Below are 24777 nucleotides of genomic sequence, written 5' to 3' on the forward strand. Positions count from 1 at the left end.
TTCCCCCTTATTTCACAAAGCGATCGGTCACGTACTGGCTGTAATCTGTCGCCACCGCAGGCACTTTGCCCTGCTCTTTCAGAAACGTAGCGGTATCGACAATCGCTTTATTGACCGGCCCATTGAGCTGCTGGACCTGTTGTGCAGGCGTGAGATAGGTATTGCCTTTCACCAGCCCCGGCACGTCCGCTTCCGGAACGCCGCTCAGGCGCGACAGTTTTTCCAGATTGCCCGTCTCTTTCAGCCACGCATCGGGATTGCTGAGATAAGGCTGTTGGGCGTCAATGGCGCTTTTAGCAAACGCCTTCACCACGTCAGGGTGTTTCTCCGCGAAGTCTTTACGCACGACCCACACGTCGAGCGTCGGCGCGCCCCACTGCCCCACCTGTTCGGAATCGGTCAGCACGGTGCCGTCTTTTTCCAGCTCATTCACGGCAGGTGCCCAGACGTAAGCGCCGTCGATATCCCCACGCTGCCAGGCGGCAATAATTGCGGGTGGCTGCAGGTTGATGATCTGCACCTGGCCCGGCTTGATGCCCCAGTGTTTGAGCGCCGCCAGCAGGCTGTAATGGGTGGTGGAGATAAACGGCACGGCGATGCGCTTGCCAATCAGATCTTCCGGCCGGGTGATGTTTTTCTTCACGACCAGGGCTTCAGAATTCCCGAGCTGTGACGCCAGCAGGAAAACCTCAACAGGCACCTGCTGGCTGGCAGCCACCGCCAGCGGGCTGGAACCGATATTGCCAATCTGCACATCGCCGGACGCTAATGCGCGCACGACGGCCGCCCCGCTGTCGAATTTACGCCAGTCCACCTTCGCGCCGCTTTCTTTGGCGAAAGTGTTATCCGCCTGCGCAACTTTTGCCGGTTCCGCAGAGGTTTGATACGCGACGGTAACGTCTACCGCCTGTGCCTGAAATGCCCACAGCGCCAGCGCGCCGAGAAGTGTAATTCGCGATGAAATTGCCATTGTGACTGCTCCCCTTGTTGTTATGAGGGCAGTATTTCCGGCGCAGGAATTTTGATAAAGGAATAAAAAAGAATCGTTAATTCCGATTCGTTTTTAGAAAAAAAGTGGCAAAGGATAGTGAATTTTGTGGGGTTTATTCTGGCTCCCTCTCCCGACGGGAGAGGGATGAAGTGAATGCATCAGACGACACATGGCATCAGCGCTGCGCCTTTAGCTCCGCAATGTCTTTCGGCGTGGTCCGGCAACATCCTCCAATCAACTTCGCCCCGGCCGCCAGCCACTGGGGTAAATAGCCCGCCAGCGTTTCGCAGGCTTCGCCATGATGATGCCAGGTTTTGGTCACGGCGTCATAATGCTCCCCCGAATTCGGGTAGACCACCAGCGGCAGTGCGGTGAGGCTGTGAAGATGTTTCAGCGCCGCGGTGGTATTTTCCAGCGCGATACAGTTGATCCCCAGCGCCACAATTTGCGGATAGCGTTCCAGCGCAGAAATCACATCGCGCAGCGGCGTGCCGTCGCTGAGGTGCTCGCTGTCACGCAGGGTAAACGAGAACCATCCCCGGGCCCGGGGATACTCGGCAAGAAGCGCCGCCAGCGCCTTGATTTCAGCAAAGGATGGCAGCGTTTCGCAGGCCAGCAGATCTGCCCCGGCATCCAGCAGCGCTTCCACGCGCGGGCGATGGAAATCGGTAAACGCTTCTGCGCTTCGCACGTAGTCACCGCGATACTCAGAACCATCCGCCAGGTATGCACCATACGGCCCAACCGATCCCGCGACCAGCAGCGTGCCTGCATGAGGGTTTTCCGCGAGATACGCTTCGCGCGCCTTACGCGCCAGCTCAACGCTTTTGCCAATCAGCGCACGGGATTGCGCCTCATCCAGGCCTCGTGCGGCAAACCCCGCAGGCGTGGCCTGATAGCTGGCGGTGATTGCCACCTGCGCTCCCGCCCGGTAGTAGTCCAGATGAACGTCGCGGATAAGATCCGGGTTTTCAACCAGCACTTTGGCAGACCACAGGCTGTCTGCAAGATTACAACCGCGCGCTTCCAGTTCCGTCGCCATCGCGCCATCCAGCACCACAAATGGCTGTTTTTCAAGGATGGCGGTAAGCGGATTATTCTGCGACATGTTCAGGCTCCTGCGATGTCATGTTTCGGGTCAGGTAGTAGGCACCATAACACAGGGCAACAAACGGAAGCCCGCAATAAAGGGCAATACGCTGACTCGGGTCAAATGCCAGACCAACACAGGCCACCACGCAGAGGATAAAGCCAAGCACCGGCACCAGCGGATACCACGGCGCGCGATACTGCAGAGCGGAAAGCGGCTGACCAGACTGAAGATGGCGACGACGGAAGACAAAATGCGACGCGCAGATGCTGATCCAGACCGCCACCACAGCAAAGCCTGAGATGGCGGACAGTGCGACAAACACCGTGTCCGGTGCCACCACGCTTGAGAACAGCGCCAGTACGCCGCCAAGCATTGAAACAGAAATCGCCGTCATGGGTACGCCGTTTTTATTAACGCGCGCAAAGCAACGCGGCAGCGTTTTTTCATTCGAGAGTGACCAGAGCATGCGGCCAGAAGCGTACAGGCCCGAGTTCGCCGCCGACAGGATGGCTGTCAGGATCACGAAGTTAAAAATATCAGCCGCGTACGGAATACCGACCTTTTCGAACACCAGTACAAACGGACTTTTTTCCACGCCCGCCTGATGCATCGGGATCAGCGCGGCCAGCACAAATACGGTACCAATAAAGAAGATGATCAGCCGGGCAATGGTGGTGCGAATGGCAACCGGAATCACCTTGTGCGGGTTTTCCGTCTCACCCGCCGCGATACCGATAAGCTCTGTCCCGGAGAAGGCGAAGTTCACCGCGACCATGGTCATCAGGATGGGCAGGCCGCCGTGCGGGAACCAGCCTTCGGCGGTAAGGTTGGTTAAGCCCGGCGCGGGAGAACCGTCCTGCATCGGGATAAAGCCAAACACCGCAGCACCGCCAAGAATAATAAAGGCAATAATGGTGATGACTTTCACCAGCGAGAACCAGAACTCGCCTTCGGCAAAGAAGCGCGTGGAGATGACGTTAAGGCCGAAGATCACCACGCAGAACACCACGCACCACGTCCAGACGGGCACCTGCGGGAACCAGTACTGCATACAGAACCCGGCGGCGGTAAAGCTCGACCCGAGCGCCACCGTCCAGGTAAGCCAGTAAAGCCACGCCACGGTATAGCCTGTAGCCGGGCCAAGATAGCGGGCGGCATAGACGTGAAACGCGCCGGTTTCCGGCATCGCAACGGAAAGTTCGCCCAGACACTGCATCACCAGCCAGACCACCAGCGCGCCAATCAGGTACGCCAGCAGCGTTCCCGCGGCCCCGGTCGTTGAAATGATATAACCAGTATTGAAGAATAGCCCTGTCCCAATGACCCCACCCAGCGAGAGCATAATCAGGTGGCGTGTTTTCATGGTGCGCTTAAGCTGCCCATTTTCTTGTTGTGTTTGCATATTACCTTCTATACGTATGGACATCTAAACATCCAAAGAAGGTGTGTTATACCGCGATTGTTAAGAAAAAGCTAGATGACCAGACGTAATCGGGCGCGCCGCGCGCTGAGTCTGGGGTGGGTTGTGAGGATCACATACAGGAACGGACGCCAGGCCATAAGCACCTCCGCAAGCAGATACTTTCAGCATGGCGCGGACCCTGGCGTTCTTCGGTCAGTCGAAAGTGGTATCCGTAAGGAGCGGGTTCATACGCGGGATTTTACAGCGGCGCAATTCTTGGTAAATCCCTCAATCAGTTCTATAGTCGACACAGTTTCATCGTTACAGGATCAACTGATGCGCTTTAACGGACTGACCAAAGGTTTCTTTATCTTCATACTCGCCCTTGTCACCTGGGCTTTCTTCGACGTGCTCTCCCCCTACTTCTCTGCGATTTTATGGGCCGCCATTCTTACCGTTATCTTTAACCCGGTAAAAAACAAGCTGCGCGCGGCGATGGGCGATCGCAACGGACTGGCTTCGCTGTTAACCATCGGCATTATCTGCCTCATCGTCTTTATCCCGTTGATGGTGATCTTTTCATCGCTCGCCATTGAACTGAACGTGGTGTACACCAAGCTGCAAGAGAACAATACCCAATTCCCGGAAGTGGTGGCGAGCATCTTTAACCACCTGCCAGGCTGGGCCAGCGGCTTCCTTGCGGACCACAACCTGACGAACGCGGCGCAAATCCAGAAAAAACTCTCCGATGTAGCACTGCAGGGCGGACAGTATCTGGCCGGCAGCGCGTTTCTGATTGGTAAAGGGACGTTTGGCTTTGCGATCAGCTTTGGCATCATGCTTTATCTGCTGTTCTTCCTGCTAAAAGATGGCCCGTATCTGGTACGCCAGATCCTTGATTCGCTTCCTCTGTCTGATTTTGCCAAACAGCATCTGTTCGCCAAATTCGTCGGCGTCTCGCGGGCAACGGTAAAAGGTACGGCGGTAGTGGCGGTGGTTCAGGGCACGCTCGGCGGGATTGCATTTGCCATTGCTGGCATTGACGGTAGCGTACTCTGGGGCGCGCTGATGGCGTTCCTTTCGCTGGTTCCGGCCGTCGGCTCGGCCATTGTCTGGGTGCCGGCCGCCATCTTCCTGTTCGCCACGCATCAGCTCTGGCAGGGTCTCTTTATCGTTGGCTTCTTCGTCATCATTGTCGGGCTGGTGGACAATATCCTGCGTCCATTGCTGGTGGGGAAAGACACCAAAATGCCGGACTACCTGATCCTCATCTCAACCCTTGGCGGGATGGAGCTGTACGGCATTAATGGCTTTGTGATTGGGCCGCTGATCGCCGCGCTGTTCATCGCCTGCTGGAACCTGTTCTCCGGTCGCGATCACGCGGGTAACGCCGAAGAGCTGGATGCGGATTTCATCGAGGAAGGAAAAAACCCTCCAGATTTGTGATGATATGACGATAAAGACCACACCAGGCGGCACTGTGCCGCCTTTTTTTTCGCCTTAAATCAAACGTTTTCTATAATTTGAAAGAACGCCATCCTTCTCATGTCGTAAAAGGATCCACAGGTGCGAATCGCAACGATAACTAACTGGGCCTATGGTGCCACGGTCTGCCTGACCCTTGTCTCAGGCATCATCATGCTGATGGCATCCAATGCCGACACCGTGGAACGTCACGCCGTTGAACAGCGGCAGCGCTTTGATGAGCTGACGGAGGATATTGAAACCGACGCCTGGACGCAGTCCGATTTAGCCCGCCTGTACGTGATAAAAAAAGATCCGCAAACCCTCAGACAATACAGCCAGTCAGAGAACAACCTGAAAAATGTCGAGCTGAGGCTGGATAAACTGCGCGATAACGGCGCGTCTGATGAGGAGCTGGCCCTGCTGCGGGAAGGTCTCAAGATTATCGATGCGCTACAGGATGAACAGCAGACGGCCCTGACCAGTACAGAGCGGGGAGAAGATGCTCAGGCCATTGCCCTGCTTTATGGTGCCCCCTATGAGCAGGCGCTGGAACGCGCACAAAACCAGATTGATCACTTTCGCCAGATCCTCGACAAGCGGGTGATTGCGTCCGTGCAGGATGCCACCAAAAAATCGAAAGCGCTGCGTACGGCCTCTGAACTGATGGTTGGCCTGACCGCCCTGCTGTTTCTGTTTGTCCTGGGCTTTATCCTGAAACGTCGCGTGCTGCGCCCCGTGGTGCGTCTGAGCGACGTGGTACACCGTCTGGCGTCGCAGGATTACGCCGTCGAAACGCCGAATTTTAATCAGATTGATGAAATTGGCGATATGGCGCAGGCGATCCGTATTTTTCGTGAAAACGGTCTTGCCCGGCAACGGCTGGAAAAAGAGCGCGACGCCGACTGGGCTGTCCGCGAACTGCTGGCCCGCATGACGCAGCGGCTGCAAGGGTGTGAGAACTTTACCGATGTTATCAACGTGGCGGAGATGTTTGCCCCCAATATCGCCCCGGGGGTCCCTGGCCGGCTCTATGTCCTTGACCGCGATCCCTGGCAGATGCGCTGCGTTGCCCAGTGGCTCTCCCCCACGGGAGAGGAGATGATGTTTCATCCTGACGAATGCTGGGCAGTAAGGCGTGGTCAGAGCCATCCCCCATTCAGCGGTAAGCCGGATATCGCCTGCTATCATCTGCCGGAATCACTGGCGTATCGTTCGCTGTGCGTGCCGCTCATTGCCCAGGGCGAGGCCATTGGTCTGCTCTCATTCCAGAATATCACCGCGGAAAATGCCCCTGCCCGTGCTTATCTCGAACTGATGGCCGAAGCACTCGGTCTGGCGCTGGCAAACCAGCGGCTACGCGATGCGTTGCTTGAAAAAGCATTGTTCGACCCGCTGACCGGCTTGCGTAATCGCCATCATCTGGAAGATACGCTTCATACCCAAATGACACAGGCCATTCGTAACGGCGAACCGCTGAGTTGCATGATGATCGATATCGATCACTTCAAGAGCATTAATGACCGGTTTGGCCATGAAGCGGGTGATCAGGTTATTAAAAGCGTAGCGACGATTGTTCAGCGGGCTACCCATGACAACGGAATGGCTTTCCGCTACGGCGGGGAGGAGTTTTTAGTACTGCTTTCCGGTGCTGATGAAGAAGAAGCGCATGACTGTGCTCAACAGATTTACAACGGCGTACAAGGGTTGTCGCTACGTTATGGACTCACGGAGATTGGGCCAGTCGATGTTTCGATTGGTATCGCCAGCTATCCGCAGCACGCCCAGAGTGACAACCTGCTGCGTGCAGCCGATGTGGCTTTGTACCGGGCTAAAGAACTGGGTCGATCGCGGATTGTAAGTTTTGGGATGCTGGAGGCGGGCTAGACGTCTTGTTGCGCCACTGATGCTTTCCCCTGTTCATGAGCGCGTGATAGCCCAAAGCACCACGATACCCAGCGCATTACTGCGTTTTTCAACATATAAGGTGTTATCGAGTTGATAGTCGCCCATCGGGTGACAAATACGTATCTTCTCTTTCAGTTCAGGTTCATATACTTCAGCCCCTTCACAATTATATCTGCCTACAGATTTATATTTGTAAGGAGCACTCCAGGACGACACTTTCCCATCCAGTAAATAAACCGCCGTAAAGACGACGAAAATGGCGAGAGGCATGCTGATAATAAAGGTGCCAATGAACACTTTTAGACGCTCAGAAAACGGCCAACCTTTCAATCGTCCCTTCCAGATAAAAATGACCATCAAAGCCAGCGACAAGAGCAATGAGCCGGTCGCGATGTATTGCATTGCGAGAGCGTTAATAAATGTCACACGGTAAATTTCTACGCGCCAGGTAATAAAACAAATTACCAGCGTCAATACCCCAACAATCGCTGGAATCAAAAACGAATAAGACGTTTTTTTCATATTGCACCCTTCCCTTGTCGTTATTGCGTGGTCAGGAGATCAATCATCGCGCGGGTGGCAGCGGACTGGCGCCGGTGTGGCGCGAAGATCACCGAGAACGGCCGCGAGCGCCCGCGAAGGTGAGGAAGCACCTCCACCAGCTGACCGCGCTGTATCCTGTCCCGAACGATAAATTCATAGCTCTGGCAAATCCCCATACCGTGTTCAGCCAGGGAGACGACGCCCAGCACATCATCCGATGTTTCGATAGTTGAAGCGGGTAGCCAGTCCACATCGCGTTCGTCTTCCCGAAACACCCACGGAGCGATGCGACCGGTGCGCGGCAAAATAAACGGCAGACACATGTGTCGGTGCAAATCATCCAGCGTTTGCGGAGTCCCCATCCTGTGAAGGTACGCGGGTGATGCGACCAGCAGCAAAGCGGCATCCTCCAGTTTACGCGCGACTAAACCACTGTCGGGCATCTGACCCAAACGAATCGCCAGATCGAACCCTTCAGCAATCAGGTCGACGTTGCGGTTGGTGATGTTCAGATCCACCTGAACGCGCGGGTAGTGTTGGGAGAATCGCGCCAGCAAGGGCGGCAGACGATAGTGCCCGTAGGTAGTCGGTACACTCATGCGCACGCGTCCGGTCAGGTCGCCTTCCTGGCCCTGCCCATCACGTTCGGCTTCATCCAGCAGGGAAAAAGCAGAGCGCGCCTGCTCCAGATAGACTCGCCCTGCCTCGGTCAGGCCTACCCGACGGGTGGTTCGCTGTAAAAGCTGTCGTCCCAGACGCGTCTCAAGGCGAGAAACCGCACGACTCAACACCGAGGGCGTGGTGGACAGGGCAACGGCAGCAGCAGTAAATGAGCCGTGTTCAACGACAGCGATGAAGACCTCAACATCGCCAAGATAATCGAATTTTCTGCTCATTATGCTCTTTCAGGAACAAATGTTTTTCAATTCCGCTAATTTATCTCCAGTTGGGCGATGAGTAAAGTGTGCGCATTCATCACCAGAGGGTAAAATCATGGATCTTCAACTCACCGGTAAGACAGCACTCGTTACTGGCGCAACCGCGGGGATTGGTCTGGCCATCGCCCGCACGCTGGCGCGCGAAGGCGTGGCCGTCACCATTACTGGTCGTGACCACGCGAAATTGCAAAACGCCGTGGCAGACATTACCGCCGCTCAGCCTCAGGCGCAGGTCACCGCCATCGTTGCCGACCTGGCAAGCGCTGAGGGGGCAAAAGCCCTGATCGCGGCCTGCCCTGACACCGATATTCTCATCAACAACCTGGGCTTTTACGAAGCCCGAGACTTCGCCGACATCACCGATGATGAGTGGCTGAACATGTTCAACATCAATGTCATGTCCGGCGTTCGCCTGTCACGGCATTACTTCCCGCGCATGCTGGAACGCAACTGGGGCCGGGTGATATTTATGTCGAGCGAAGTCGGCGCGTTCACGCCGCCAGACATGGTGCATTACGGCGTCAGTAAGTCGGCGCAACTCGCCGTTTCGCGCGGTATGGCCGAACTCACGAAGGGGACGGGCGTTACGGTCAACAGCGTACTGCCTTCAGCGACCCGCTCCGACGGCATTATCGAATACCTGCGCCAGACCGCACCTGCACCGGGTATGACCGACCAGGAGATCGAAGCGAATTTCTTCCAGACCTACCGTCCCAGCTCTCTTATCGCGCGAATGATCGATGCTGATGAGATAGCCGCGATGGTCGCGCTGCTGGCGAGCCCGCTGGGCGCTGCCTCTAACGGTGCCGCGGTGCGCGTCGAAGGCGGCACTTTCCGCTCCATTCTTTAATGCAGCAGCCGTCATGACCTGAGGGGAACCAGTGTCCCCTGCTTTCCCCTATTTACCGGAGCATAGAAATGTTCAAACGTACCCGTAATATGTCCGCCATCGCGATGGCAATGTTGTTCTCTTTTGCGAGCGTAGCCAGCGCAGCGAACCAGGCCCCTCTTGAGCGCTGGCGCAGCTATACCGGCGTAACCTGGAATACGCCTGAGAAGGGGGAAACGCCGACGCCGTTTTCCGGCTCGGTTAACGCGCCCATCGCAGGCATCCACTTTGATGCAAAGGGAAGAGCCTTTGTCAGTACCCCTCGACTGGTTTCAGCCGGTGCACCCGCGACGTTAAGTATTCTTGATACGACCGTGCAGACCGGACCGGCGCGCCTCACGGCATTTCCGTCCCGCGAGGGTAATGCGGTGGAAACCGCTCCCGATCAGAACCTGCGTAACGTGCTTGGCTTCTATATTGACCGTAAGAATGGCTGGCTGTGGGCTCTGGATATGGGGTTCGTCGCGGGAGAAGCGGAATCCCCCGTGGGTTCGCAGAAACTGATGGTGCTGGATCTGAATACCGGCCGCACGATCAAACGCATTCCACTGGATGGCGTGGCAGACCGCAAGGCGAGCTTCCTCAATGATGTGGTTGTTGATGAGACGCGCCGTGTCGCCTACATCTCCGACAGCGGCTCGCGCAGTGCGCCTGAGAACCGCGTCGGTCTTATCATCGCCGATTTCGCAACCGGCACTGCCCGACGCGTGCTCGACCGTCATCCAGACCTGCAGATTGAGCCGGGTGTGAAAGTCGTCTCGCACGGGGCTGAAGTCTGGCCAGGTCATCCATTACTGATTGGCATCAACGGTATTGCGCTGTCTCCGGATACCGGCACGCTCTACTGGACGGTGACGACAGGGACCCATGCGTTTGCGGTACCGACTGACATTCTGCGAAAGCCTGGTGCTGACGATACGCAGATTGCGGCGCAGATCCGGGATCTTGGATCGGTGGGAGGCAATACCGACGGTATCGTGACCGATGCCAAAGGCAACCTCTATATCACCGATGTGACACACAACGGTATTGTCAGGTATGAACCGAAGAGCGGCTCAATGACTCTGATGGCGTCAAACGACGGCGTACACTGGCCGGACACGCCGGCCATCAATCCGGACGGGGATCTGATCTTTACCTCCAGCAGCCTGAACGACCATTTTGCTGGCGCGGTCAAACCTGGCCAGGAGCGCTATGACGTATGGCGTTTACCCCTGAAGGCGTTGCAGGATAAGCGCCAGTAACGCGACTGCGCATGCTCAGCACTGGAAACACTACACGCTCACAGGGACTCTCCTTGTGGGCGTGTACATTACTGACGCCGGTGTATGCGAGATAACCGGTGCAGCCAGAAGCAAACGGGCAATGACAGCAACAGAAAAAGGCAAAATGCGGCCAGGAATGCATCCGTTGTAGTAAAATGCAGGACTGAAGCCGCCAGTCCCCCTGCGATTCCACTGAGCACTATCAGGCCAAAAAACACCCACCCGGTAGAGTACCAGAGAATATTGTTGATTAGTCTTCTTATCATCTGCTGAGTTCTGCGAATAATATTGGAATGAATAAGATATCGGTTTGAGAACGCCGGACATAATCCCTGCCGCCATATCAATGGGGCTGAAATCGCTGTATCCGAAACGACCCGTTCTTACCGGTATACATTGACGCTGAAATTGCCGGTATTATCAGAGTATCCAACCTCTGTATCGGCAATATACAGATGCAGGATACCGCTTTGGGGAGCCGCCCATTTATAAACTCCACCGCCTATATTATAACCTTTGCTAGAAGTATCAAATCTCGCCTTGAGCACCTTATCATTGCAGGTAATGAGTCCTTCTTTCACCCTGCCATCCGGCACCGCCAGCGCAAATTCTTCTTTACCGTATTTAATCCAGCCAGAGGCCATTATCGTTATCTCATCACCGGCATTCAGTTGCAGGCCTGTATTAATACCGGCAGGAATGTTTGCAGGAACTTCTCCGGACCATTCTGGCTTAGCCGTCATGCTATTCTCCTTTATCAAACTTCATTAACATTACATTTGATGCGTGCTTTTCATCAATCAAAGACAAAACTCCCCTGCATGTGACAGACATCACATTTAGTATTCATAACATTTCATCATGGATGCATATGAATATATTTATCCTTCCCAGACTTATGTCGAAAGAATAATGCTATTTCTTTTTTTACGCTGCGATTTATATAAATCCACCAACACAACCAAACACTAAGTAACTGATTTGAAATTGATTTTAATGTTAACTATAGGAGTAATCGCACTTTTAATCATGACTGTAATTATACCTTTAGTAAATTAATTACCATACTCGAATGGCGGTAATAATAGGTACGCAAAGCAGTGAGAAGGTGCATTGCGGCACCGCCTGCCACGATATCCGCCCAATAAAAAACCTCAACCTTTCCACTTAATTTCTCGCCTCTCAGACGGAAAACGAATGGGTTAACAAATATCCACTTAGTTACCCTGTGTATTACTTTTTTGGTTTCAACATATACCTCTCACGCGCACACATTACCGCTCTGGAGTAACAAAACACAGCATGAGATTAATCCTAATATTTAATTCGCAGAACTGCAGCAGACGGGAGACGAGCGGAAATCATCAGCATCACTTCCAGAATATTATTTGCTGAGCGGCGTATCTGTTTATATTCTGATTGTGAATGCCGTACCCCTGAGTAACAAAAAACATTATCTATAGGCTATTTATTACCTCATACCACTGACAAGCTGGACGCTCTACGCTGTCACGATTACGGAGAATTATATGACTGTTTCACCTGCATGGTCGGGCAATATTGACGCAACTGCTGACACGGGCATTAATACCGGACTTAAACTAAAAGCCGGGCAAAAAATCAGTATTATTGCGGAAGGATGGATTAAATACGGTAAGGAAGACTACGCCCTGGCATCGCCATACGGCAGGCTAAAAGAGGGCTTTGTCTTACGGAACGATAAGGTGCTGAAAGCCCGATTCAGTGCATCCGGAAAAAGCTATGACATTGGCAGTGGTGTTTACCAGTGGTCAGTACCGGAAGACGGTGAGCTGATTCTCGTGGTCAGCGACTCTTCACATCGCGACAACAGCGGCGCTTTCAGCGCGGTTGTGTATATCGCTGAAGACGAAAAGAAAGCGGCGGCTCAAAAGGCGGACTGGAAAGGTCATGTTCCCGCAACGCGCAGTGACTGGACCCACACCGGCGTATCCGTGAGCAAAGGGGACAAGGTGATGCTGATTGCTGCCGGTACCGCTCAGTACGACAGCCGCGGTCGCAGCTTTGGACCTGACGGCGACAGCCAGCATCCGTCAGCACAAAAACCGGATCCCACTTTTGTCCTGCCAGAAGCACTGGCGGGGAAATTACTGATCAAAGCGGGTGAGCATATTTACGGTATCGGAAGCGGCGGTAGCGACTGGGAAGTCCCTGCTGATGGCGAAATTTCATTCATTTTTAACGATACAAATGTTGCGTCTGAATACGCCAATAATACGGGAGGTTATGACGTCAGGTTTGTTGTGCTCGGTTGAAATGCCCGCAGGGAGGCAACGTGCCATTCACGGCCTTCCCTGCCGGTTCACTGGAAAACAAAAATGAACGTTAATGGAGCCCCTGATATGAGCATTATGGACAATAAAAAAGTTGATTTGGTTTTCATCATCGACAGCAGTCTTTCAATGAAGGATGAAGCGGAAGCGCTCTGTGCAAAACTTGAGAGCGCCATTGAGGAGGCCAGAAAAGCCTGCCCTTCGGATTTACGAACGGATTTTCTGGGTATCGAAGGCGTTTTTGCCGGCACCAAATTTAATAAAACGGTCCGTCAGTTCCTGACGAGCGAGGCCGGTGCTAACCCGTCCGCCCTGAAAGGCAGAGAGTATGTCAAAGAGGGGAACCCCGCTCAGGAAGATGTGGCGCCTGCTGCGGAGGACGTTATCCGTCATTACAACTGGCGTGACGGCACTGAAAAGAATGTTTTTGTGCTGGGAGACGAAAGTCTGAAAGGCGGAGAGATGACCCTGGATGCGGGCCGCATCAAAGCCTGCGATGATGCCATTGCCATCGCCCTGGAGTACGGCGTCAAAATCCACTCCTATCTGGGCACGCCTCATGCCTCATTACCTTATCCCACCCCGGATGATGAGAAAGCCATGGTTCGGGAATACAAGCGCCTGGCGCTTCGTACGGGTGGTGAGCATTATATCTACACCTCCGGCATTGCCGATTTTGCCTCGGTTTTAAAAAGCACCATTTGCGCCAGTAAGGCCACGCAACAGGACAGCGTGGCGAACAAAAAAGAAGAAGCAGATGCGCTGGAAGGCAAAACGCCAGCGAAGACGCCTGGTAATGGCAGCGATCTGTGCGCACAGGCCCCTGAGATTGTCCGGGCGGTGAATACGCTTGCTGATGTGCTTAAGAACCTGATTGACGCTTGCGCCAGCGACTGTCGTTGCAAAGAGAATACACCCCCTTGCCCGTGTCAGAAACATCACAACAAACCGGTGTCCCCCTCCTCACCCCCCGCTGCGCCGGACACTCCCCCTGTCAGTCCCGAGCCGCCAGCAAAACCATTCCTGGATGAGAGTAAGTTTACGAATAATCATCTGAATCACTGGCAGTTTGGACCGGCAACGCCTGAGCATGAGTTTTACTCAGAAGGTGGCGCGACCATGATTCGTTTTCCGACCACCAATGTTAAAGGCCGGACACACAATGGTGTGCTGCTTTATAAACATTATTCGGAACTCCAGCCGGGGAAACGCTATCGCTTCAGCCTTCAGGCTCGCAGGGACAATGACTATAAGGTGATACCCGAACTGTCACTGCGGGTGGCAGGCCAGGATATTACCTCGGTTACAGCACTTTCCGTGAAAGGCGAGTGGGTCACGCTGTCAGGTGAGTTTACGGCGGCGCAGGGCGATAATGTGCTGGAAATTTTCAGCCATAAAGCCAGCGGCGATGGTAACGATTTCAGCATAACTGGAATCACAGTAAAATCCGTCGATTGATTTTATTACGCTGAATTCATTTCAGATATGAAGTGATGCCGGTTTGGCTACGCGTTGGTTAAACCAGGCATCACTGCTTAGCCAGTGTGCGTCACGCTTGAGATAACGTTGGTCTGGCCCGGTAATACACGGTGGGCATGATTACCCCCGTCGACATGTTTACTTGAGCAGTTAAACCCGCGTGTTACCAGGGAAGCGCAATTTTCTCATCATTCGCTTTCTCGCCGTAATACAGAGAAGGCAGGAAACGAGACAAGAACGTGAACTCTGTATAACAGTGTCGCATAAGCGCTAATCCAACGTCATCGGCAGGTTCAGCGTGGTCGTTATTACTCATACCCAGAATAAACCGGCTACGCAGCACACACCCAAAAGGCGTATCCCGGACAACATGTAGCATTTGTCCGTCCAGCGGGTCGCCCTGACTATCCAGTTCAGTTTTTTCACCGAAGCCTATCCTTGCGGCAATGATTGCCGAGACACTCCCATCCGCCATTGCCTTGTCGACAGCCATTTCGCCAAATACCGATGCAGGGTGATGGAATTTAAGGCGCGCGGGAATGGGAGGGATTTCAGCTAATGATTCAACTGCATGGATGCTTGCGCCGTAAAAACTTTCCCCACGCTTCCAGTTGGCATCCCATCCACGATGCTCAACATGATCAACGGGATGCCACCATTTTATATGCTGCGTCGTTTCAAAGAAGGTAAACCACCAGTTAATCATACGTCCTTTGCAGCCATGTAAATCGGTGCGTACGGCGACCAGCAAACTCCCGTCATCCAGACGTTTAATACCTGTCTCCAGCGGCATGGGAGAAGGATCAAGCAATGCCGAATAATCCAGCCAGGGCCTGGCAATATCGTGTTGTCGCATTTTTTTCTCCATTAGCATTGGGAAGTTCGAACCATTTAGGAAACTAAGTGCGTTTCCTAAACATTACCGATAGAATGGTCGTATGACAAGCGAAAAGGAATCTCAAGGATGACCCAACCAACCAAACCACGCGGACGCCCCTCAGTCCCTGAGGAAGAGGTGAAGAAACAAATCATTGGTAGCGCGATGGCCTTGCTCTTTGACAAAGGCTATGACGCCACAACAATTGAGGCGGTTGCATCGCATGCAGGCGTTGCCAAAAAGACCGTCTATCGCTTTGCGAAAAACAGGGAGGAATTGCTTGGCCTTTCGGTTCGAAACTGGACGGATAACTATGCCCCACTCCTGCAGAGCGATCCGACAGATAAGAATGACGTTTTACCGGCGCTAAGAAAATTACTGGCTGCGATTTGTGGTCAGGCGCTATCAGTAACCGCCGTGAAAATGTTTCGTCTTCTCAATACTGAATTTCCTGGTAAAGATGATCTCCTCAAGAAATACAATGAAAATGGCATAGCGCGTGGCCAACAATTACTCACTGAGTGGATTACACGACAGCAAAAACAGGGCTGGTTGCCGATGTTACCTGCAGATATCAGTGCCAAAGTCATACTCGCCATGTGTGTCGCCGAACCTCTTCGGCAGGCGGCGATTGGTTTAATTGATCCCGTTGAGAAAACCGATATTGAGGCACATTTGGATTCTTGTATGCCTTTTATTTTACTTATATTCAGGTAAGGTGCTGAATGACATAGTACGTGGCGATTCGATAATAGGAATCAACAAATAACATAAGCTATTGAATGCAATAAAAACATTCATTAACCATTACAAGCATGCCCCCAAAAATGCCCCCAAACTATCACATATTAAATACACTGCCATTGAATGAAAAAAACACAATGGCAGTAAGCACCTTAACTACTTCTTAGTAGGATCAATAATGTAATTTGCCAACTCATTGAAACCTTTATCATCATGTGTCACATTTGGACGGATATGATTTTTTATAATATCCCTGATCTCATTAGATTTTTTCTTAGAGAGAAACATTAATAAATTATTTATTGTTGAAGCTTTACTGCTAGTTATCAAGCTCGCTTGATCTAATTTTGCCAAAAGGTCTTTGATGTCGCTGAAGTTTTTAAGTACTGCACCAGACCGTAAATTTAATCTTAGCTGCTGTAATAATTCATACTTTTCAGCGTCTTGGACTCTAAGGCTTTTCAAAATAAAATCTAAACTTTTTGGTTTTGATGATGAAACACTATTAGTTTTGGTTGCTAATGATGAGTTATTTTTAACCTCATTAGATTTCATCGAAAAAAACAAGTCCAATGAAAGATTTTGGACTTCCCTAAGTACATTATTAAATTCCGTACTTGTTAAACTTTCTTTGATAGCCAGCATATGAAGCAAAGCAATTTTTTCTTTCTTACTTATCATAGCCCAACTCCATCTAGAAACTCCTCTGCAACCAGATGAAACTCATCTTTCACGTAGTCTCTTGCATGTTTAGTCCTAAAAATTGGGCTACCATCTCGAGATCCTGTTGGATAGGAATCGGAATGGTAGGCTTGATTAGTCAAGACTGGCCAATTGAACTCATCAGCAAGCTTTTTGACGTTTCTTATCGACTCTAAATGTTCAGGAGTAGTTCCCGTTCTTTTAGAATCATTAAAAACAATCCCAGCCATGTCTAAGCTTTGCTGAGAATTCCTTTGTTTAAACTCACTCATAGAACGAGCTAACAATGGAAGACCGATTGTTGCAAGAAATTCAGGTTTCACAGGAACAAATATATAACGACTGGAGAGATAAGCTGCTGTAGTAAGTATAGATTCAGTAGGTGCACAATCAATAAGTATTAAATCATATCTATCCGCCACCTTTGCTATAAACTGAGGCAAAAGGCTGGCTTTTTCTGTTGGGTTTTTTAAAGTCCACGCTAACTCTAATCGAGAAGCAACTAAATGAATGCAACTTTCATCATGCCAATCTTTAAACTCATGAATCATATCATCCGGGTTTGTTATAACAGGAGACCCAGTTAGTCTATCAGGTGCTGAGTATTGCTCAAATATATCTACTACCGTTTTATTTTGTTTATTCAAAAAATCCAGATATTTTTCCGCCCCCATCAAATATTGACTCAAGTTTGCTTGTGGATCTAAGTCAATTACTAAAACTCTGAGATTACGGATCCATGCAGAATACCAAGCCAAATTAAATGTTAGCGTTGTCTTTCCAACACCGCCTTTCATATTAATCATAGAAACAACTGTAGCCATTTAAAAAAACCTCCTAAAAATTATTTATCTTTTAGATGTATTAACTGAATTAGTTAATTATTTTAGTACGATTAATAATTACTTCTCATTTTTCCTTTGTCAATGATATCTACACATTTTATTGACATAGAGTCAAAGTTTAACTTAAAGGCTCTTTCCGGTGCTAACTTTCATTTATGACAGAACTTCTAAAGCGCATAAACCTGATGTGGACCAAAATCGCACTACACCGCACCCGCCTGCGGTTTTCAGATCGCAAAAATTTTTCAGTTGGGATTTTTTACAAATGATTGCGCCAGACCGCGCCACAACTTGGGATTTACAGCGAGTAGTGAACTGAAAAGAGTGAAAAGAATTTCAGCTTTTTTCAGTTTAGCTATACTCCAACATCGTAACCACTTGAATTAAGCTATTGATAGTAAAGAGATATAAAATTTTAGGTGAGATTTTTCATGATAACTGACGGCACACCTAAAAGTTAACAAACTGATTCTTATAGACATTTTTTCTTAAGCAGCTGAAATTTAATGAACCGAAGCCGGGAAAATTTTGGTTACTTCCGGCGAACCGTTCAGTAGCTTTCTTTGGCTGCCAACAGGAGTTCTAATGCTTTTTGTCGCTCGTCCGGTGGCAAGGCATTCATTAGCTCTTTAATCCGTCCCTGTCCGCTCAAAGCGCTGGGACTAATCGTGTGTGAGAAGGAAACGTTCATCACAAATGTATGCCCACATTCTACATTTGAGCAATAACAGTACACATCTGATAATTTGGGGTGCTTTCGGTTTGTTTTCCTCACCGTTGCCGCAGACATACACTCCGAGCAGTAAATTTTCATCACTCGCATAGCTAAACCTCTGTTGCCTGCCAGAAGAAGGGATTTTGTATTTATTTCAAGTGATAGGAGTTGACCTCAAACGACCTAAAAAAGCATAACCACTATGGTTTTAAAAGGATTTTATTAATGTGAGTTGACTTGAGAAAACTAGAGGATGGTGCCGATAATAGGAGTCGAACCTACGACCTTCGCATTACGAATGCGCTGCTCTACCAACTGAGCTATATCGGCCCTGAAAGGCCGGTTACGAGCGTAACCACGGGGCAAAAGGTTAGATCTAACCGGGTGATGCGTCAATGCCCTTTTGAATCAAACGGCTATTTTTGCATCACCCGTGATTATTTACGCACGAATCGTATCATCACCGAAGCCGATCCACTTGTAAGTGGTCAGTGCTTCCAGGCCCATCGGGCCTCTTGCATGCAGTTTTTGCGTGCTGACAGCAACTTCTGCGCCCAGGCCGAACTGGCCACCGTCGGTGAAGCGGGTTGAGGCATTCACGTACACGGCGGAGGAGTCCACCTCATTCACAAAGCGATCGGCATTGCGCAGGGTACGCGTCAGAATCGCATCCGAGTGCTGGGTACCATGTTCACGGATGTGAGCAATGGCATCGTCAAGGCTCGCAACCACCTTCACGTTCAAATCCAGCGACAGAAATTCGTCGTCGTACTGTTCCACTTTCACCGGTACCACCGTCGCCGGGCCGTCTTTCAGCAGTGCCAGCGCGTTGGCATCCGCGTGCAGCGTCACGCCGCTTTCGGCCATCTGTTTGCTCAGCGCAGGCAGGAAGGTATTGGCGATGCCCTGATGCACCAGCAGCGTTTCAACCGTATTACAGGTGCTTGGACGCTGGGTTTTGGCATTGACGATAATCTTCAGCGCCGGTTCAATCTCGGCACTGTCATCAACCACGATATGGCACACGCCGATACCGCCCGTGATCACAGGGATGGTCGACTGCTCACGGCACAGCTTGTGCAGGCCCGCGCCACCGCGTGGGATCAGCATGTCGATGTATTTATCCATGCGCAGCATCTCGTTCACTAGCGCACGGTCCGGGCTCTCGATTGCCTGTACGGCACCTGCCGGCAGGCCGCACTCTTCCAGCGCCTGCTGGATAACGTTTACGGTCGCGGCGTTGGTACGCCAGGTCTCTTTCCCGCCACGCAGAATGGCGGCGTTGCCGGTCTTCAGGCACAGGGAAGCGACATCAACCGTAACGTTGGGACGGGCTTCATAGATCACGCCAATCACGCCCAGCGGCACGCGACGACGCTCAAGGCGCAGCCCGCTGTCGAGCAGCCCACCATCAATGACCTGACCTACCGGATCGGCAAGATTGCAGACCTGGCGGACATCGTCAGCGATGCCTTTCAGACGTGCCGGGGTCAGCGCCAGGCGGTCGAGCATTGCTTCGCTCAGGCCATTGCGACGCGCTTCCAGCAGATCCTGCTCGTTGGCGAGCAGAATCTCCTGCGACTGCGATTCCAGATAATCAGCGATTTTTTCCAGCACGCGGTTTTTCTCGCGGCTGGAAAGGAGCGCCAGTTTGTAAGAGGCGGCCTTCGCGGCTGCGCCCATTTGTTCCAGCATTTTCTGGCTCCTTAACGAATAATCATGTCATCACGATGCACGGCAACCGGGCCATATTCATAACCCAGAATGGCGTCGATCTGCTGTGAATGGTGACCCGCAATACGGCGCAGGGCATCGCTGTTGTAGCGGCTTACGCCGTGGGCGATGTCACGACCTTCGAGATTACGGATACGGATCACTTCACCACGTGAGAAGTTGCCTGTCACGCTTTTAATTCCTTTAGGAAGTAATGAGCTCCCTCTTTCCAGAATTGCGGCGGTCGCCCCTTCATCAACGGTGAGTTCGCCTGCCGGCGGTGCGCCAAAGATCCAGCGTTTGCGGTTTTCCAGCGGGGAGGCCTGCGCGTGGAAGCGGGTTCCCACGGAGATGCCTTCCATCACGTCGCCAATCACGCCAGGACGGCTGCCCGCGGCAATGATGGTGTCGATACCGGCACGGCATGCCACGTCGGCAGCCTGCAGCTTGGTCCCCATCCCGCCGGTCCCGAGGCCTGAAACGCTGTCACCTGCGATGGCGCGTAGCGCATCGTCGATACCGTGTACATCGGTAATCAGTTCAGCATCCGGATTTGAACGCGGGTCGGCGGTGAAGAGCCCCTGCTGGTCGGTCAGGAGCAGTAATTTATCAGCGCCTGCCAGAATTGCGGCCAGCGCCGAGAGGTTATCGTTATCACCCACTTTGATTTCAGCGGTGGCAACGGCATCGTTTTCGTTAATGACGGGAACGATGTTGTTATCCAGCAGCGCGCGCAGCGTATCGCGCGCGTTCAGGAAACGCTCCCGGTCTTCCATATCCGCACGCGTCAGCAGCATCTGCCCGACGTGGATGCCATAGATAGAAAACAGCTGTTCCCAGAGTTGAATGAGTCGGCTTTGTCCCACGGCGGCCAGCAGCTGTTTCGAGGCGATCGTCGCGGGGAGTTCGGGGTAACCCAGGTGTTCACGCCCGGCGGCAATCGCCCCGGAGGTCACAATTACAATACGATGCCCTGCGGCATGCAACTGAGCGCACTGACGTACAAGCTCAACAATGTGGGCGCGATTAAGGCGGCGCGATCCGCCTGTTAAAACACTGGTACCGAGTTTTACCACCAGCGTCTGGCTGTCACTCATGATTCTCTGCCGTTCAACGATAAGGGAAAATGATGTCAAACGAACGTTTTAACAGGTGTCAGCCCCGTTGCCAACTGCCTTAGCACATCGCGAAACACTTTGTTGCGCGGGATCAGGAAGCGTAGCGGCAAAATTTGACAGTTTTATTACCGAAATAATAAATCACAGTTTTTTAAAATTATTCTTAATTTGTCATAAAAGTTTCATTGCGTAACGTTAAAACCCTTTCTGTTTTTTCACGGGACTTAAGCATGAGCTTATCGTCCAGCGAATTTTTTTAGCGCGTTTATAAGACAGGATCGAAAATGAAAAAGAGCACACTGGCATTAGTGGTAATGGGCGTTGTGGCTTCCGCATCTGTACACGCAGCCGAAGTTTATAATAAAAACGGTAATAAACTGGACGTATACGGCAAAGTTAAAGCAATGCACTACATCAGCGATGATGACGCTAAAGATGGTGACCAGACTTACGTCCGTTTCGGTTTTAAAGGCGAAACACAGATTAACGATCAGCTGACGGGCTATGGCCGTTGGGAAGCTGAATTTGCCGGTAACAAAGCCGAAAGCGACTCTACACAGAAAACGCGTCTGGCGTTTGCTGGTCTGAAACTGAAAGACATTGGCTCTCTGGATTACGGTCGTAACCTGGGCGCACTGTACGACGTTGAAGCCTGGACCGATATGTTCCCTGAGTTCGGCGGTGACTCTTCAGCCCAGACTGATAACTTCATGACCAAACGTGCGAGCGGTCTTGCCACCTACCGTAACACCGACTTCTTCGGTGCGGTTGATGGCCTGGATATGACCCTGCAGTATCAGGGCAAAAACGAAAACCGCGACGTCAAAAAACAGAACGGTGACGGTTTCGGTACCTCTCTGACCTATGACTTCGGTGGCAGCGACTTCGCCGTCAGCGGTGCCTACACCAACTCTGACCGTACTAACGCACAAAACCTGCTGACGCGCGGCGAAGGTAAAAAAGCAGAAGCATGGGCAACCGGTCTGAAATATGACGCTAACGATATTTATCTGGCAGCGATGTACTCTGAAACCCGTAATATGACCCCAATTTCGGGTGGTTTTGCGAATAAGGCTCAGAACTTTGAAGTTGTTGCACAATACCAGTTCGATTTCGGTCTGCGTCCGTCCCTGGGTTATGTCCAGTCTAAAGGCAAGGATATCGAAGGTGTGGGTGACGAAGATCTGGTGAAATACATCGACGTGGGCGCGACCTATTATTTCAACAAGAATATGTCAGCGTTTGTTGATTATAAAATCAACCAGATTGATGACGACAATAAACTGGGCGTGAGCAGCGATGACATCGTTGCTCTGGGTATGACCTATCAGTTCTGATATTGTTGAAATAAAAAATCCCGGCGCAGATGCCGGGATTTTTTTTGCCTGGAGGGGGTCGGGTTTACTGCCCTCACCCCATCCCTCGCGAAGAGAGAGGGAGAAATATCGCGATTACGCCGTCAGCTTAACCGCTTCGCTGGAAAAGTTATCCGCGGGTTCAAGCTTCAGATCCAGGGTGGCCAGCAGTGCTCTTGCCTTTTCGAGGTACTCTTTCAAAGTATGCTCCAGGCGGTCGATCACTTCCTGGTCTTTGATTGGGGCTGTTTGCCAGTAGCCGTCTTTATTAAACAGGCCGAACTGGTAGCTATACGTAAAACGTTTTTCTTCCGCTTCCATTTCCATCCACCAGCCCCAGAATTCACGTTTTTCGGGTGCAGGCTTCACGTTGACGCATACAGCCAGGCAGTCGAAAAAAAAGCGATTTTCTTCACACTGCTCTTCTCGAATATACGGGCCGAGAGCCATAAACTTCTTGATCAGTCTACTTTTCGGGTGTCCACTCGGTAACGTCATTGCGATCTCCTTTTGTGAAGCCACTGTTTTACCAAACCAGCAAAATTTAGCAATCTATTAACACAATCTCTGCGCGATCCAGCGTGTGATCTCTCTCAATGCTTTGTCAAAATTCTGGTACACCGGGCTGAACGGTACCTCAAGCAATTTGCCATCCGCAGATGACGAAGTGATTAAGCGTGACTCCTCTTCGGGACTGAAGGGATCGTTTTTCCAGTACCCTGACATCATCGGCGTAGGGCAACGCCGTCCCAGCAACCCCTGCGTTTTTAGCGAGTAACGATTGAGTTCAACGCGCAGCGCTTCGTCTGATGCATCATGCATGCCAAGGCGGCTGGCCAGCACATCAAGGTACATTTCCGGCACGCGGCCCTGCCGGGTCGGATCGCTGAGCAGAGCGTGCACCACCGGACCGAGACAGGCGACGGCCTTCAGGCGTGAAGCTTCAAGGTAAGCCAGACGCACGGCGACGTTGGCGCCAAAGCGGAAGCCAAATGCAGCAACACGCGTGTGGTCAACCCATGGAATGTTTTCCAGCGCTTTTAGCGCATGCTGGTGCAGAAGACTCGAGTCCTGAGTCAGTTTCCATTTGGATGAAAAGCCAATTGAGGGCATATCCAGCGTCAGCATCGCGATCCCTTTTGGTGCGAAGTAACGCTCATACAGGCTGTAATAGTCGATTTGCAGTGAATCTAGCCCGCCGCACATCAGAACGGTCGGGAACGGGCCTTCGCCTTCTGGCATATGCAGGAACCCGGTGACGGGCGCGCCACCCGGGATGGTAAATTCCAGCTCGCGCATCCGGCCCGGCAAGCGTTGAGCGGCCTCTTCGTAGGCGCGATTCGCCAGCGCCTGAGCCTGCTCGGCCAGCTCATCACCTTTCAAATGCGGGTATGCGGCAATAGCATAGAGGTTGGCCGCATGCAGCCAGTGTTTGCCGCTGAGCGTGGCGTCCTCTTCCTGGCTGGCTTTTTGCTGCCAGAGCATCGCCTGTTTAGACCATTCGTAGATCCAGTTTCCCCCGCGATAACCCACGACCGTATCGTAGAGTTCACTGTCGGTGCGCTCGGCTTCGCTCATCACGATACGCGCCTGCACATCAAGGATTTCACGGGGATCAATACCGCGCCAGATCCACATCAGACGGTTAATCATGCGGTACCAGTGGGGCACGTTTTTACCGTCTAATGCAGACTGGACGGCAGGCATGGTCCCCGGATTAAACCGGCGCACCAGCGTCGACGTTTCAGGATGTTTGAAACGGGGTTTGAAGAGAGTCTCGGTGAGATTCGCCTGCGTCATTACGTTGCCTCCATGAATACGTCATATAGAGACCATTGTAACGCGCGTCAGACTAAAAAAAACAACGCCCGGTATCACCGGGCGTTAAATAAGTGCGTAAGAGAATTAACGGCCAGAGATTGGCGGTACGAATACCACGCCCATATCCCATGGCTGTTCAATCCAGGTATCCTGAGGGATATCAATCACGTAATCGTCAACCAGCGGACGGCCTGCTGGCTTCGCGAAGATGGTGACGAAGTGGGCTTTTGGATACATTTCGCGGATAGCCACCGCGGTACCGCCGGTATCAACCAGGTCGTCGATAACGATGAAGCCTTCACCGTCGCCTTCCGCACGTTTCAGCACGGTCAGCTCACGCTGGTTATCATGATCATAGCTGGAGATGCATACGGTATCGACATGACGAATACCCAGCTCACGTGCCAGCAGCGCCCCCGGTACCAGACCGCCACGGCTGACGGCAATAATGCCTTTCCACTGTTCGGAAGGCATCAGACGCGCAGCCAGTTTGCGTGCGTGAATCTGCAACATGTCCCAGGTGACGACGTATTTTTCGCTCATGTGAAGTGTCCCAGCCTGTTTGTATACGGCTTAAAAAGTGTTCGAGGGGGAAATAGGTTG

General features: G+C 51.9%; 23 protein-coding genes and 1 tRNA gene. 8 read left to right on the forward strand and 16 right to left on the reverse strand.

Translation table 11 applies throughout. From position 1 onward, the window contains the following. Nucleotides 1-7: 7 nt before the first annotated feature. From tauA to mmuP, 3 genes are all read right to left on the reverse strand, one after another. Nucleotides 8-970, reverse strand: a complete 963-nt coding sequence (tauA, locus tag F8561_RS06570; protein WP_014168800.1) for a taurine ABC transporter substrate-binding protein — start codon at nucleotides 968-970, stop codon at nucleotides 8-10. A gap of 196 nt (nucleotides 971-1166) precedes the next feature. Further along, nucleotides 1167-2099, reverse strand: coding sequence for a homocysteine S-methyltransferase (gene mmuM / locus F8561_RS06575; protein ID WP_047355623.1), 933 nt, complete (start codon nucleotides 2097-2099; stop codon nucleotides 1167-1169). Next, nucleotides 2086-3486, reverse strand: a complete 1401-nt coding sequence (mmuP, locus tag F8561_RS06580; protein ID WP_025205021.1) for an S-methylmethionine permease — start codon at nucleotides 3484-3486, stop codon at nucleotides 2086-2088. Before mmuP ends, mmuM begins: the two co-directional genes overlap by 14 nt. A gap of 336 nt (nucleotides 3487-3822) precedes the next feature. Here mmuP and F8561_RS06585 point away from each other — a divergent pair, with 336 nt between their 5' ends. Both F8561_RS06585 and F8561_RS06590 read left to right on the forward strand, forming a co-directional pair. After that, nucleotides 3823-4932: an AI-2E family transporter gene (locus tag F8561_RS06585; protein WP_151887255.1), complete on the forward strand. Its 1110-nt coding sequence runs from the start codon at nucleotides 3823-3825 to the stop codon at nucleotides 4930-4932. A 120-nt stretch (nucleotides 4933-5052) separates the two neighbouring features. Continuing rightward, nucleotides 5053-6837, forward strand: coding sequence for a diguanylate cyclase (locus tag F8561_RS06590; protein ID WP_151887256.1), 1785 nt, complete (start codon nucleotides 5053-5055; stop codon nucleotides 6835-6837). Nucleotides 6838-6870: 33 nt separating this feature from the next. On the opposite strand, the gene F8561_RS06595 is transcribed toward F8561_RS06590, so the two are convergent. Together F8561_RS06595 and F8561_RS06600 are read right to left on the reverse strand one after the other, a co-directional pair. Beyond that, complete coding sequence (locus F8561_RS06595) at nucleotides 6871-7380, reverse strand: hypothetical protein (protein ID WP_020885258.1); 510 nt, start codon at nucleotides 7378-7380, stop codon at nucleotides 6871-6873. Between the two features lie 20 nt (nucleotides 7381-7400). After that, a complete protein-coding gene (locus F8561_RS06600) occupies nucleotides 7401-8297 on the reverse strand; it encodes a LysR family transcriptional regulator (protein ID WP_032677486.1) in 897 nt (298 codons plus the stop codon). Between the two features lie 97 nt (nucleotides 8298-8394). Between F8561_RS06600 and F8561_RS06605 the strand changes: the two genes are divergently transcribed. Next, the gene (locus tag F8561_RS06605; RefSeq protein WP_020885260.1) at nucleotides 8395-9189 is read left to right on the forward strand and encodes an SDR family NAD(P)-dependent oxidoreductase; all 795 of its coding nucleotides are present in this window, start codon (nucleotides 8395-8397) and stop codon (nucleotides 9187-9189) included. A 68-nt stretch (nucleotides 9190-9257) separates the two neighbouring features. Continuing rightward, nucleotides 9258-10472, forward strand: a complete 1215-nt coding sequence (locus F8561_RS06610; protein ID WP_151887257.1) for an L-dopachrome tautomerase-related protein — start codon at nucleotides 9258-9260, stop codon at nucleotides 10470-10472. A gap of 404 nt (nucleotides 10473-10876) precedes the next feature. Here the strand turns inward: F8561_RS06610 and F8561_RS06615 are convergent, their stop codons facing one another. Next, a complete protein-coding gene (locus tag F8561_RS06615) occupies nucleotides 10877-11236 on the reverse strand; it encodes a LecA/PA-IL family lectin (protein WP_151887258.1) in 360 nt (119 codons plus the stop codon). Between the two features lie 786 nt (nucleotides 11237-12022). Here F8561_RS06615 and F8561_RS06620 point away from each other — a divergent pair. Together F8561_RS06620 and F8561_RS06625 are read left to right on the forward strand one after the other, a co-directional pair. Beyond that, nucleotides 12023-12787 carry a LecA/PA-IL family lectin gene (locus tag F8561_RS06620; RefSeq protein ID WP_014168780.1) on the forward strand — a complete coding sequence of 255 codons (765 nt, stop codon included), beginning with the start codon at nucleotides 12023-12025 and terminating at the stop codon, nucleotides 12785-12787. Between the two features lie 87 nt (nucleotides 12788-12874). After that, nucleotides 12875-14263, forward strand: a complete 1389-nt coding sequence (locus F8561_RS06625; RefSeq protein WP_226778002.1) for a carbohydrate binding domain-containing protein — start codon at nucleotides 12875-12877, stop codon at nucleotides 14261-14263. 184 nt (nucleotides 14264-14447) lie between these two features. Here F8561_RS06625 and F8561_RS06630 read toward each other — a convergent pair whose 3' ends face one another. Continuing rightward, nucleotides 14448-15140: a DAPG hydrolase family protein gene (locus tag F8561_RS06630; protein WP_063156361.1), complete on the reverse strand. Its 693-nt coding sequence runs from the start codon at nucleotides 15138-15140 to the stop codon at nucleotides 14448-14450. A 108-nt stretch (nucleotides 15141-15248) separates the two neighbouring features. On the opposite strand from F8561_RS06630, the gene F8561_RS06635 reads away from it, so the two are divergent. Then, nucleotides 15249-15878, forward strand: coding sequence for a TetR/AcrR family transcriptional regulator (locus F8561_RS06635; RefSeq protein WP_151887260.1), 630 nt, complete (start codon nucleotides 15249-15251; stop codon nucleotides 15876-15878). Between the two features lie 183 nt (nucleotides 15879-16061). Here the strand turns inward: F8561_RS06635 and F8561_RS06640 are convergent, their stop codons facing one another. From F8561_RS06640 to proB, 6 genes are all read right to left on the reverse strand, one after another. After that, the gene (locus tag F8561_RS06640) at nucleotides 16062-16586 is read right to left on the reverse strand and encodes a hypothetical protein (protein ID WP_151887261.1); all 525 of its coding nucleotides are present in this window, start codon (nucleotides 16584-16586) and stop codon (nucleotides 16062-16064) included. Then, nucleotides 16583-17431, reverse strand: a complete 849-nt coding sequence (locus F8561_RS06645) for a ParA family protein (protein ID WP_096217670.1) — start codon at nucleotides 17429-17431, stop codon at nucleotides 16583-16585. The genes F8561_RS06640 and F8561_RS06645 overlap by 4 nt, the downstream gene beginning before the upstream one ends. Before the next feature lie 571 nt (nucleotides 17432-18002). Then, entirely contained in the window at nucleotides 18003-18275 is a 273-nt protein-coding gene (locus F8561_RS06650) for an ogr/Delta-like zinc finger family protein (RefSeq protein ID WP_151887262.1), read from the reverse strand. A 146-nt stretch (nucleotides 18276-18421) separates the two neighbouring features. Further along, a tRNA-Thr gene (locus F8561_RS06655) sits at nucleotides 18422-18497 on the reverse strand. Nucleotides 18498-18608: 111 nt separating this feature from the next. Next, nucleotides 18609-19862, reverse strand: coding sequence for a glutamate-5-semialdehyde dehydrogenase (gene proA / locus F8561_RS06660; protein WP_151887263.1), 1254 nt, complete (start codon nucleotides 19860-19862; stop codon nucleotides 18609-18611). A gap of 11 nt (nucleotides 19863-19873) precedes the next feature. Continuing rightward, on the reverse strand, nucleotides 19874-20977 hold the full coding sequence (proB, locus tag F8561_RS06665) for a glutamate 5-kinase (RefSeq protein WP_020882782.1): 1104 nt from the start codon (nucleotides 20975-20977) through the stop codon (nucleotides 19874-19876). A 305-nt stretch (nucleotides 20978-21282) separates the two neighbouring features. Here proB and phoE point away from each other — a divergent pair, with 305 nt between their 5' ends. Then, entirely contained in the window at nucleotides 21283-22335 is a 1053-nt protein-coding gene (phoE, locus tag F8561_RS06670; RefSeq protein ID WP_020882783.1) for a phosphoporin PhoE, read from the forward strand. A 114-nt stretch (nucleotides 22336-22449) separates the two neighbouring features. Here the strand turns inward: phoE and crl are convergent, their stop codons facing one another. The 3 genes from crl to gpt all read right to left on the reverse strand — a co-directional run bounded on the left by crl (nucleotide 22450) and on the right by gpt (nucleotide 24717). Further along, a complete protein-coding gene (crl, locus tag F8561_RS06675; RefSeq protein WP_020882784.1) occupies nucleotides 22450-22851 on the reverse strand; it encodes a sigma factor-binding protein Crl in 402 nt (133 codons plus the stop codon). A gap of 57 nt (nucleotides 22852-22908) precedes the next feature. Further along, entirely contained in the window at nucleotides 22909-24153 is a 1245-nt protein-coding gene (gene frsA, locus F8561_RS06680; protein ID WP_014168767.1) for an esterase FrsA, read from the reverse strand. 105 nt (nucleotides 24154-24258) lie between these two features. Next, the gene (gpt, locus tag F8561_RS06685; protein WP_010427903.1) at nucleotides 24259-24717 is read right to left on the reverse strand and encodes a xanthine phosphoribosyltransferase; all 459 of its coding nucleotides are present in this window, start codon (nucleotides 24715-24717) and stop codon (nucleotides 24259-24261) included. Nucleotides 24718-24777: the final 60 nt, after the last annotated feature.

The sequence above is a fragment of the Enterobacter sp. 198 genome (assembly GCF_009025585.1).
GTDB classification, from domain to species: Bacteria; Pseudomonadota; Gammaproteobacteria; order Enterobacterales; family Enterobacteriaceae; genus Enterobacter; species Enterobacter ludwigii.